8 protein-coding genes are annotated in these 10,901 nt (G+C 65.1%); 3 read left to right on the forward strand and 5 right to left on the reverse strand.

The window, feature by feature from the left end:
• The first annotated feature begins 82 nt into the window (after nt 1-82).
• Nucleotides 83-520 (forward strand): YhcB family protein, encoded by a 438-nt coding sequence (locus tag NMG10_RS13250; RefSeq protein ID WP_203647922.1) that lies wholly within the window; start codon nt 83-85, stop codon nt 518-520.
• A 282-nt stretch (nt 521-802) separates the two neighbouring features.
• Here NMG10_RS13250 and mdeB read toward each other — a convergent pair whose 3' ends face one another.
• Entirely contained in the window at nt 803-3,484 is a 2,682-nt protein-coding gene (gene mdeB / locus NMG10_RS13255; protein ID WP_254464501.1) for an alpha-ketoglutarate dehydrogenase, read from the reverse strand.
• A 33-nt stretch (nt 3,485-3,517) separates the two neighbouring features.
• Nucleotides 3,518-4,714 (reverse strand): methionine gamma-lyase, encoded by a 1,197-nt coding sequence (locus NMG10_RS13260; RefSeq protein ID WP_254464502.1) that lies wholly within the window; start codon nt 4,712-4,714, stop codon nt 3,518-3,520.
• 127 nt (nt 4,715-4,841) lie between these two features.
• Here NMG10_RS13260 and NMG10_RS13265 point away from each other — a divergent pair, with 127 nt between their 5' ends.
• Nucleotides 4,842-5,321, forward strand: coding sequence for an Lrp/AsnC family transcriptional regulator (locus NMG10_RS13265; RefSeq protein WP_028689769.1), 480 nt, complete (start codon nt 4,842-4,844; stop codon nt 5,319-5,321).
• Nucleotides 5,322-5,492: 171 nt separating this feature from the next.
• On the opposite strand, the gene cysN is transcribed toward NMG10_RS13265, so the two are convergent.
• The 3 genes from cysN to NMG10_RS13280 form a co-directional block, all read right to left on the reverse strand.
• A complete protein-coding gene (gene cysN, locus NMG10_RS13270) occupies nt 5,493-7,394 on the reverse strand; it encodes a sulfate adenylyltransferase subunit CysN (protein WP_203647925.1) in 1,902 nt (633 codons plus the stop codon).
• Between the two features lie 15 nt (nt 7,395-7,409).
• Nucleotides 7,410-8,327: a sulfate adenylyltransferase subunit CysD gene (gene cysD, locus NMG10_RS13275; protein ID WP_011535568.1), complete on the reverse strand. Its 918-nt coding sequence runs from the start codon at nt 8,325-8,327 to the stop codon at nt 7,410-7,412.
• A gap of 271 nt (nt 8,328-8,598) precedes the next feature.
• A complete protein-coding gene (locus NMG10_RS13280; protein WP_028689771.1) occupies nt 8,599-9,357 on the reverse strand; it encodes a Nif3-like dinuclear metal center hexameric protein in 759 nt (252 codons plus the stop codon).
• 268 nt (nt 9,358-9,625) lie between these two features.
• Between NMG10_RS13280 and algW the strand changes: the two genes are divergently transcribed.
• Complete coding sequence (gene algW, locus NMG10_RS13285) at nt 9,626-10,786, forward strand: Do family serine endopeptidase AlgW (RefSeq protein WP_198745891.1); 1,161 nt, start codon at nt 9,626-9,628, stop codon at nt 10,784-10,786.
• The last annotated feature ends 115 nt before the right edge of the window (nt 10,787-10,901 follow it).

The raw sequence follows: 10,901 nt of genomic DNA on the forward strand, positions 1-10,901 counted from the left end.
TTCTGATTTGCGATCGCTCGCGGTATACAGCGCAGGTCTGAGCCGTTAACGTAAAGCAAAGCCGTTTATAGAGGAAGGACTCGTGGAACACTCGCTCCTTGTTTGGTTGCTGCCGACCCTGGCCCTGGTTGTCGGCGTCGGCGTCGGTTTCGCGCTGGCCCGCCTGCTGCCCAACGCGGCACCGAGCAACACCCAACGCCAGCTGGATGACATCCAGCAGCGCTTCGACAATTACCAGAATGAAGTGGTGACCCACTTCAACAGCACCGCTTCGCTGGTCAAGAAGCTGACCCAGAGCTACCAGGACGTCCAGGATCACCTGGCCGACGGCGCCAACCGCCTGGCCCTGGATGAACTGACCCGCCAGCGCCTGCTGGCCGCGCTGCACTCGGAAGCCGCGCAAGGCCCGCGTGATCGCCTGACGCCGCCGAAGGACACCGCCGAGGTGCCGCGCGACTACGCACCGAAGACCCCGAACTCGCCGGGCATGCTCGACGAGAGCTACGGGCTCAAGCGTTGAGTCGATGACAAGCAGAAGGCCTCGAAAGAGGCCTTTTTTGTGGGCAGGATCTACCCGCCATATCACTCACTCAATACCTGTAGAAGATCTCCCAGCTGCGCCTGCGTGCAGGGAAACGTCGCAAATTGCACCAGCGGGGGGAGCGGGCTTGCTGTGGTGTATGGCACCGGCTTCGCCGGTGATCGCGGGGCAAGCCCGCTCCCACGCAGTTCCATTTAACTCACAGCGTAATGTTTTCCGTGGGAGCGGGCTTGACCCGCGATAGGGCTGGCACAGGCTACCTCACCGATACCAGGCCGCCCCCTCCTCGCCAATCCCATACCGCGCCCTCGCCTCCCCCAGCACATCCGCCGGCAATACGCCCTGGCACACCAGCCCGTACAACGCCGCCAAGACCACGGCATGCCGGTCCACCTCAAAGAACCGCCGCAGTTGCTGACGCGTATCACTGCGCCCGAATCCATCGGTGCCCAGGGTGATGTAGGGCGCCTGCACATACTCGGCAATCAGCTGCGGCCAGGCACGCACATAGTCGCTAGCCGCAATCACCGGGGCATCACCGGGCAGGCTTTGACGCACATGGCAATCTCCCTGATCCCCGGCCATCGCCAGGCGTTGCGCATCCCTGGCCCCACGCGCCAGCTCGCTGAAGCTGGTGACGCTGAACACCTCGCTGTCGACCTGCCAGTCGCTGGCCAACAACTCGCCGGCGGCGATCACCTCGCGCAGGATGGTGCCCGAACCCAACAGCCGTACCTGGCCACGGGGCGCTGCCGACGCATGCCGGGCAAACCGGTACATGCCTCGCAACACATCCTCGTGCACGTCCTCGGGCAATGACGGCTGCGGGTAGTTTTCATTCATCACCGCCACGTAGTGGAACTCGTCTTGTTGCTCTACCAGCATGCGCCGTGCGGCATGATCAAGGATCACCGCCAGCTCGCCGGCAAAGCACGGGTCCCAGGCCCGGCAGTTGGGCACCATGGAAGCCATGACCAGGCTCGAGCCGTCCTGGTGCTGCAGCCCCTCGCCACCCAGCGTGGTGCGCCCCGCGGTGGCACCGAGCAACAGACCGCGGGCGCGCTGGTCGGCGGCGGCCCAGATCAGGTCGCCGACCCGCTGGAAGCCGAACATCGAGTAATAGATGTACACCGGCAGCATCGCCTCGCCATGCACCGCGTAAGCAGTCGCCGCCGCGATCCACGAGGAGATCGCCCCGGCCTCGGTGATGCCCTCCTCCAGCAACTGGCCGTCGCGCGCTTCCTTGTAGACCAGCAGTGAGCCGGCGTCCTCCGGCTCGTAGCGTTGCCCCTGGGGCGAGTAGATGCCGATCTGGCGGAACAGGCTGGCCATGCCGAAGGTCCGCGCCTCATCGGCGACAATCGGCACTACCCTAGGCCCCAGCCCCGGCACCTTGAGCCAGTTGCCGAGCAGGCGCACGGCGGCCATGGTGGTGGACATCTCCTTGCCCTCGGCGCGCAGGGCAAAGCCGGCGAAGCTGTCCAGGTCCGGCACGGGCAGGCCGGCGCAGTCGCTGCGCCGCACCGGCAGCGGCCCGCCCAGGGCCTCGCGGCGCTGGCGCAGGTAGATCATCTCCGGGCTGTCGGCGGCCGGACGATAGAACCGCAGCTGCTCCACTGCCTCATCCGACAGCGGCAGGTGGAAACGGTCGCGGAAGGCCAGCAGTGCCTGCACATCGAGCTTCTTGGCCTGGTGCGCGGTCATCCGCGACTCGCCGGCGCTGCTCATGCCGTAGCCTTTCTTGGTCTTGGCCAGGATCACCGTCGGCCGGCCCTTGCAGGCCTTGGCCGCGGCATAGGCGGCATGCAGCTTGCGAAAATCGTGGCCACCGCGCTTGAGGGCGTTGATCTCGTCGGCGCTCATATGCGCCACCAGGCGCTGCAGCGCCGGGTTCTGCTTGAAGAAGTGCTCGAGGTTGTAGCTGCCGTCCTTGGCGCCGAGGGTCTGGAACTGCCCGTCGGGTGTCGCTGCCAGCTGGCGCAGCAGCGCATGCTCATGATCCCGGGCGAACAGCGCGTCCCACTCCGAGCCCCACAGCACCTTGATCACGTTCCAGCCGGCGCCGCTGAACAGCGCTTCGAGTTCCTGGATGATCTGGCCGTTGCCGCGCACCGGGCCGTCCAGGCGCTGCAGGTTGCAGTTGACGATGAAGGTCAGGTTGTCCAGGCCTTCGCGGGCCGCCAGGGTCAGGCCGGCGATCGATTCCGGCTCGTCCATCTCGCCATCGCCGAACACGCCCCACACATGCCGCGCCGAGGTGTCGAGCAGGCCGCGGTGCTGCAGGTAGCGCATGAACCGCGCCTGGTAGATGGCATTGAGTGGGCCGATGCCCATGGAGCCGGTGGGGAACTGCCAGAAGTCAGGCATCAGCCAGGGATGCGGATAGGAGCACAGGCCATTGCCCGCGACTTCCTGCCGGTAGTTGGCCAGTTGCGCCTCGCTCAGACGCCCTTCAAGGAAGGCGCGGGCATAGATGCCCGGCGCCGAGTGCGGCTGGAAAAACACCAGGTCGCCACTGCGCTGCGCGCCGCCGCCCTCGCCACGGAAGAAATGCTGGAAACCGACCTCGAAGATTTCCGCCGCCGAGGCATAGCTGGCGATATGCCCGCCAAGCTCGCCGTAGGCATGGTTGGCCCGCACCACCATGGCCAGGGCGTTCCAGCGCAGGATGCCGGTGATTCGCTCGTCCAGCTCCAGATCGCCCGGATAGTTGCCCTGCTGCTCCACCGGCAAGGTGTTGCGATAGGCCGAGAAGGCCTGGGCCTCACGTTCAAGGCCCAGTTCCAGGGCATGGGCCTGCAGGCGCTGCAGCAGATAGCGCGCCCGTGCCGGGCCACAGTGTGCCAGGGTCGAGGACAGGGCCTCGCACCACTCGGCGGTTTCCCCGGGGTCACTGTCCAGGGCGGCTTCGAGGGCCGTCAACGGCTCGTTCGGGTTCATCATCGCTACCATCGCGCAGGCCTCGTCCGTGGCGGTTCAGGCGCAGGCCTTCAGGGCCTGGGCAATGTCGGCGAGCAGGTCGTCGATGTCTTCCAGCCCCACCGACAGACGCACCAGGCCTTCCGAGATGCCGTGCTCGGCACGCTCCTGCTGGGTATAGCTCGAATGGGTCATGCTCGCCGGGTGCTGGGCCAGCGACTCGGCATCGCCCAGGCTGACCGCGCGGCTGAACAGCTGCAGGGCGTTCATGAAACGACGACCGGCCTCGATCCCGCCCTTGAGTTCGAAGGCGATCATGCCGCCCGGCAGGCGCATCTGCCGCTGGGCCAGCGCGTACTGCGGGAAGGACGGCAGGCCCGGGTAATGCAGCAGCTCGACCTGTGATTGTTCGGCGAGGAACTCGGCCACCTGCTGGGCATTGGCGCAGTGGCGGTCCATGCGCAGGGCCAGGGTCTTGATGCCGCGCATCAGCAGCGCCGCGTCATGGGGCGACAGCACCGCGCCGGTCATGTCCTTGAGCCCTTCCAGGCGGATGCGATCGACCAGCGCCTTGCGCCCGACCACCAGCCCGGCGGTGATGTCGCCATGCCCGGACAGGTACTTGGTGGCCGAATGCACCACCAGGTCCACGCCCAGTTCCAGCGGGCGCTGCAGGTAGGGCGTGCAGTAGGTGTTGTCGACCACGATGCTCAGGTCGTGGCCACGGGCGGCATCGACCACCGCGGCGATATCCACCAGTTGCATGTTGGGGTTGGCCGGGGTTTCGAAATAGATCATCCGCGTCTTCGGAGTGATCGCGGCCTGCAGTGCCGGGATGTCGTTGAGGTCGACATGGCGGATCTTCACGCCGAACTCGCCGATGCCGTGGTGCAGGTAGGCGAAGGTGCAGCCGTACAGGGTGCTGCCGACGATCAGCTCGTCACCCGGGCGTAGCAGGGTCCATAGCGTGGCGGTGATGGCGCCCATGCCGGAGGCCAGCGCCAGCCCGGCCTCGCCTACTTCCAGGGACGCCATGCGCTGCTCGAGCAGGGCCAGGGTCGGATTGGAAATACGGCTATAGAAATGCCCCGGTTCCTCACCCGCGAAGCAGGCGGCGCCGTACTCGACGGTGGGGAAGGCATAGGTGGCGGTCTGGTACACCGGCGGCACCAGGGCGCCGCCGTGGGACAGCGGGTCGTAGCCATGGTGGATGGCCCGCGTGGAGAATCCGGTGTTCTTGTTGGAGTCGCGCATGGCAACAGCCTCTTGTGGTTTGTTATAAGCTTATGCCACCAAGCTGCCGCGCTTTTTCCAAATTTGCCCACGCAATCGGGCATGTTTTGAAAGAAAAACAACAAAAACAGAACCAGGAGGGCAAGATATGCCTTCAGCTCTCGACCGTACCGACCGCGCCCTGCTCGCCGCCCTGCAGGACAACGCCCGCCTGACCGTTTCCGAACTCGCCGACCAGGTCGCCCTGACCACCTCGCCCTGCTGGCGGCGGGTCAAGTTGCTGGAGGACAACGGCTACATCACCGGCTACCAGGCCATTCTTTCGCCCAAGTCGCTGGGCTTCGGGGTGACCGCGTTCGTCAGCATCATGATGGACTCGCACACCAAGGAGATGGCCCTGGCATTCGAACAGCGGCTGATGGAAATTCCCGAGATCGTCGCCTGCCACAACATCTCCGGGCGCTATGACTTTTTGCTGGAGATCCTCGCCCGGGACCTGGAGTCGTTTGGCGAATTCACCCGGGAGGTGCTGCAACGGTTGCCGGGGGTGAAGGAGATCTATTCGAGTTTTTCGTACAAGGCGGTGAAGGAGCGGCGGGTGATTCCCGTTTCCGAGAAACACATTTAGAGAGTCGGGGGCGCGCTGCGCCCCTTTCGCGGCACAAGGCCGCTCCTACAGGGTTGCGCGGTCCCCTGTAGGAGCGGCCTTGTGCCGCGAACGGGCTGCACAGCAGCCCCGGCTCTCCCGAACCAAACAAAAAACCCCGCCGAAGCGGGGTTTCTCAGATCACGCGGTTACTCAGATCGCGCCACGCAGACGCAGCACATCCAGCACCAGCTTCACACCTTCATCGACACTGACCGACTGGGTGTCGATCACCAGGTCCGCATCCAGCGGCACATCGAACGGGAAGCTCTCGCCCGGAATGTTGTCGCCACCGGCCGCGTACAGCCCCTGTGGATCACGCTCACGGCACACCAGCGGCGACGCCTGGACGTAGACCGTGACCAGGCGCTCCTTGCCGATCAGCGCCTTGGCCTGCTCGCGGCCTTCGGCATCCGGGGCAACGAACGCAGCCAGGGTCAGCAGGCCGGCTTCGTTGAACTGGCGCGCCACATGGGCGGCGCGGCGCCAGTTCTCGGTGCGCCCGGCGCGATCCTGCGGCAGGCCCTTGTTCAGGTCGTGGCGCAGGTTCTGGCCATCGAGCACATAGACCGCACGGCCCATGTCGAACAGCTTGCGCTCCACCGCGTAGGCCAGGGTGCTCTTGCCGGCGCCGGACAGGCCGCTGAACAGCACGGTGGCCGGCTGCTGGCCGAAGCGCAGGGCGCGCTCTTCGGTCGACACATGGGCCAGCTTGCCGTGCTGACCGGTGCTGCCGTGCGGCAGTACCGGCGGGGCGATGATCATGCCGGCGCCGACGGTGCCGTTGGTCAGGCGGTCGATGACGATGAACGCGCCGGTGGTGCGGTTGCTCTCGTAGCCGTCCAGGGCAATGGCGCTGTCCAGCGCGACCTTGACCCGGCCGATCTCGTTGAGCTGCAGCGCGCTGGCGGCGCCCTGCTCCAGGGTGTTCACATCGACCTTGTGGGTGATGCTCGCAATCGAGCCCGGCACGTAGCTGGTGGCGCGCTTGATGTCGTACTTCTTGCCCGGGAGCATTGGCTCCTCGGCCATCCACACCAGCATGGCATCGAACTGGTCGGTGACCGACGGTACATTGTCGGCATGTACCAGCAGGTCGCCACGGGAGATGTCGATCTCGTCTTCCATGGTCAGGGTCACGGCCTGGCCGGGGCCGGCGTTCTCCAGTTCACCTTCGTAGGTGACGATGGACTTGACCCGGCTGCTCTTGCCCGACGGCAGCACGACGATCTCGTCGCCCTTGTGCACCACGCCACCGGCGATGGTGCCGGCGAAGCCACGGAAGTTCAGGTTCGGACGGTTGACGTACTGCACCGGGAAACGCAGGTCGGTGACGTTGCGGTCGGCGGCGATCTCGACGGTCTCGAGGATCTCCATCAGCGCCGGGCCCGTGTACCACGGCGAACGCTCGCTGCGGTTGACCACGTTGTCGCCCTTGAGCGCCGACATCGGCACGAAGTGCAGGCTGCTCGGCTTGAGGTTGATGCCCTCGGCGAACTTCAGGTAGTCGGCCTTGATCGACTCGAAGACCTGCTCGTCGAAGCCCTTGAGGTCCATCTTGTTGACCGCGACGACGATGTGCTTGATGCCCAGCAACGAGGCGATGTAGCTGTGCCGGCGGGTCTGGGTCTGTACGCCGTAGCGGGCATCGACCAGGATGATCGCCAGATCGCACGTGGACGCGCCGGTGGCCATGTTGCGGGTGTACTGCTCGTGGCCCGGGGTGTCGGCGATGATGAACTTGCGCTTGGCGGTGGAGAAGTAGCGGTAGGCGACATCGATGGTGATGCCCTGCTCGCGCTCGGCCTGCAGGCCGTCCACCAGCAGCGCCAGGTCGACTTCCTCGCCAGTGGTGCCGGATTTTTTCGAGTCGCGGGTGATGGCCTCGAGGTGGTCCTCGTAGATCATCTTCGAGTCGTGCAGCAGGCGCCCGATCAGGGTGCTCTTGCCGTCGTCCACGTTGCCACAGGTCAGGAAGCGCAGCAGCTCTTTACGCTCGTGCTGGGCCAGGTAGGCGAGGATGTCCTCGCTGATCAAATCGGATTGGTGCGACATGAGGAAACCCTGAAATTAGAAGTAGCCTTGGCGTTTTTTGTCTTCCATGGAACCGGCGCCATCGTGGTCGATGACGCGGCCCTGGCGCTCGGACGTTCGGGTCAGGAGCATTTCCTGGATGATGTCCGTCAGGGTCTCGGCTTCAGACTCGACCGCGCCCGTCAGCGGGTAGCAGCCCAGGGTACGGAAACGCACTTTCTTCTTGACGATGCGCGCCTTCTCCTCGTCGCTCAGGTGCTCGAGGATGCGCTCGTCGTCGATCATGATCAGGGTGCCGTTCTTCTCGATCACTTCGCGCTCGGCGGCGAAGTACAGCGGCACGATCGGGATGCCTTCGAGGTAGATGTACTGCCAGATGTCCAGCTCGGTCCAGTTCGACAGCGGGAACACGCGGATCGACTCGCCCTTGTTGACCTTGCCGTTGTAGATGTTCCACAGCTCCGGGCGCTGGTTCTTCGGGTCCCAGCGGTGCTTGCTGTCACGGAACGAGTAGACGCGCTCCTTGGCCCGCGACTTCTCTTCGTCACGGCGCGCACCGCCGAAGGCGGCGTCGAAGCCATGCTTGTCCAGCGCCTGCTTCAGGCCCTGGGTCTTCATGATGTCGGTGTGCTTGGAGCTGCCATGGGTGAACGGGTTGATGCCCTGCGCCACACCCTCGGGGTTGACGTGGGTGATCAGCTCCAGGCCCATCTCTTCGACCATCTTGTCGCGGAAGCGGTACATCTCCTGGAACTTCCACTGGGTGTCGACGTGCATCACCGGGAACGGCAGCTTGCCCGGGAAGAACGCCTTGCGCGCCAGGTGCAGCATGACCGCGGAATCCTTGCCGATCGAGTACAGCATCACCGGGTTGTCGAACTCGGCGGCCACCTCGCGGATGATGTGGATGCTCTCCGCCTCCAGCTGTTTCAAGTGCGTCAGATTGTCGACCATGGCTACTCACGAAAAACGATCTTATGGACGGCCTGCGGGCCGTGTTCGAGCGAGCCACTTTATCACAGCACCTGATTCTATTTAGGAGGCTGCCTAGATCGAAACAATCTAACGATATGACTGGGGGTTTGGGCCCTGTAGGAGCGGCCTTGTGCCGCGAAAGGGCTGCAAGGCAGCCCCGGCGATTTATGCATCAACGCTGAAATCCTGGGGCTGCTGCGCAGCCCTTTCGCGGCACAAGGCCGCTCCTACAGGAACGACATCTGCATCATCAGATCGGATTCGGGCAATCGATGAACAGGTGCTCGACCGCGAACCGCCGCGCCAGGTAATCGCCCAGCGCCTGCACGCCATAGCGTTCGGTGGCGTGGTGCCCGGCGGCAATGAAGCTCACGCCATTCTCGCGGGCACTGTGGAAGGTCTGCTCCGACGCCTCGCCACTGATGAACAGGTCGACCCCGGCGGCGATGGCGGTGTCGATGTAGCCCTGCCCACCGCCGGTGCACCAGCCGACCCGGCGGATCATCTGCTCACCCTCGACGACCAGCGGCTCACGCCCCAGCGCCTCGCGCACCCGGCGGGCAAAGTCCCGCGCCGACACCGGTTCCGCCAGCGAACCGACCAGGCCGACCACCTTGGGATTGTTCGGGTCCAGCGGGCCTTCGACCGTGATATCCAACTGGCGCGCCAGCTGCACGTTGTTGCCCACTTCCGGGTGTACGTCCAGCGGCAGGTGGAAGGCCAGCAGGCTGATGTCGTGCTTGAGCAGGGTCTTCAGGCGCCGCTGCTTGATCCCGGTGATGCACGGGTTCTCGCCCTTCCAGAAGTAGCCATGGTGCACCAGCACCAGGTCGGCTTCGGCCTCGACCGCCGCGTCCAGCAGCGCCTGGCTGGCGGTCACGCCGCTGACGATACGGCTGACCTGGGGGCGGCCTTCGACCTGCAGGCCGTTGGGGCAGTAGTCCTGGATCTTCGCGCTGCCCAGGTAGCGCTCGGCTTCCTCGACCAGGGTATTGAGGGCGACGGCCATGAAAAATCTCCTCGAATTCGGCGTTGCACCAGGGCGCGAGGCCCTATAATGGCCGCCATTATGGGCCGTCGCCGGTTTCGGGGGAACCGCTGTCAGGTTCTCCCCTTCGCGGGGCAAGCCCGCTCCCACGCCGTGCGCGAACGGCGTGGGAGCGGGCTTGCCCCGCGATACACCAACCGTCGCCGTCCGGTTTTTTCACGTGTATGATCGCGCGCGCTCGCCCCGGGCCGAACTGACAAGGCCCCCGCCCTACTCCCAGGATTCATTCATGTTCAAGGCTCTGCGTTACTTCGGCTGGCCCCTGCTCACCGGTGTGCTGATCGCCATCCTGATCATCCAGCGCTTCCCGCAATGGGTCGGCCTGCCCAGCCAGGACGTCAACCTGCAGCAGGCCCCGCAAACCACGAAGATCATGCAGGGCCCGGTGTCCTACGCCGATGCCGTGACCCTGGCCGCGCCTGCGGTGGTCAACCTGTACACCACCAAGGTGGTGAACAAGAGCGCCCACCCGCTGTTCGAAGACCCGCAGTTCCGTCGTTTCTTCGGCGACAACCTGCCCAAGCAGCGGCGCTGGGAGTCGAGCCTGGGCTCGGCGGTGATCATGAGCCCGGAAGGCTACCTGCTGACCAACAACCACGTCACCAGCGGCGCCGACCAGATCGTCGTGGCCCTCAAGGACGGCCGCGAGACCCTCGCCCGGGTGATCGGCAGCGATCCGGAAACCGACCTGGCGGTGCTGAAGATCGACCTCAAGAGCCTGCCGGCGATCACCATCGGCCGCTCCGACAACATCCACATCGGTGACGTGACCCTGGCCATCGGCAACCCGTTCGGCGTCGGCCAGACCGTGACCATGGGCATCATCAGCGCCACCGGTCGCAACCAGCTGGGCCTGAACAACTACGAAGACTTCATCCAGACCGACGCTGCGATCAACCCGGGCAACTCCGGCGGCGCGCTGGTGGATGCCAACGGCAACCTGGTGGGCATCAACACGGCGATCTTCTCCAAGTCCGGCGGCTCCCAGGGCATCGGCTTCGCCATCCCGGTCAAGCTGGCGCTGGAGGTGATGAAGTCGATTGTCGAGCACGGCCAGGTGATCCGTGGCTGGCTGGGCATTGAAGTGCAGCCGCTGAGCCAGGAACTGGCCGAGTCGTTCGGCATGCAGGGCCGCCCGGGCATTGTCGTGGCGGGTATCTTCCGCGATGGCCCGGCGGCGCGCGCGGGGCTGCAACTGGGCGATGTGATCCTGAGCATCAATGGCGAGCCGGCCGGTGACGGGCGCAAATCGATGAACCAAGTGGCGCGGATCAAGCCCAATGAGAAGATCACCATCGAGGTGGTGCGCAATGGGCAGCAGCTGAAGCTGGTGGCCGAGGTGGGGCTGCGGCCGCCGCCAGCGCCGGTGGCCACCAAAGAAGAGAAGTGATATTGCTTGATTGGGGCTGCTTTGCAGCCCTTTCGCGGCACAAGGCCGCTCCTACAAGGATCGCGTTGTTCCTGTAGGAGCGGCCTTGTGCCGCGAAACGGCCGCAAAGCGGCCC

It is taken from the genome of Pseudomonas sp. DVZ6, from assembly GCF_024259445.1.
Lineage (GTDB): Bacteria > Pseudomonadota > Gammaproteobacteria > Pseudomonadales > Pseudomonadaceae > Aquipseudomonas > Aquipseudomonas peradeniyensis.

Bases quoted from the DNA above. Each gene is read 5' to 3' on its own strand.
- mdeB (WP_254464501.1), bottom strand. From the start codon at position 3,484: ATGATGAACCCGAACGAGCCGTTGACGGCCCTCGAAGCCGCCCTGGAC.
- NMG10_RS13260 (WP_254464502.1), bottom strand. From the start codon at position 4,714: ATGCGCGACTCCAACAAGAACACCGGATTCTCCACGCGGGCCATCCAC.
- NMG10_RS13265 (WP_028689769.1), top strand. From the start codon at position 4,842: ATGCCTTCAGCTCTCGACCGTACCGACCGCGCCCTGCTCGCCGCCCTG.
- cysN (WP_203647925.1), bottom strand. From the start codon at position 7,394: ATGTCGCACCAATCCGATTTGATCAGCGAGGACATCCTCGCCTACCTG.
- cysD (WP_011535568.1), bottom strand. From the start codon at position 8,327: ATGGTCGACAATCTGACGCACTTGAAACAGCTGGAGGCGGAGAGCATC.
- NMG10_RS13280 (WP_028689771.1), bottom strand. From the start codon at position 9,357: ATGGCCGTCGCCCTCAATACCCTGGTCGAGGAAGCCGAGCGCTACCTG.
- algW (WP_198745891.1), top strand. From the start codon at position 9,626: ATGTTCAAGGCTCTGCGTTACTTCGGCTGGCCCCTGCTCACCGGTGTG.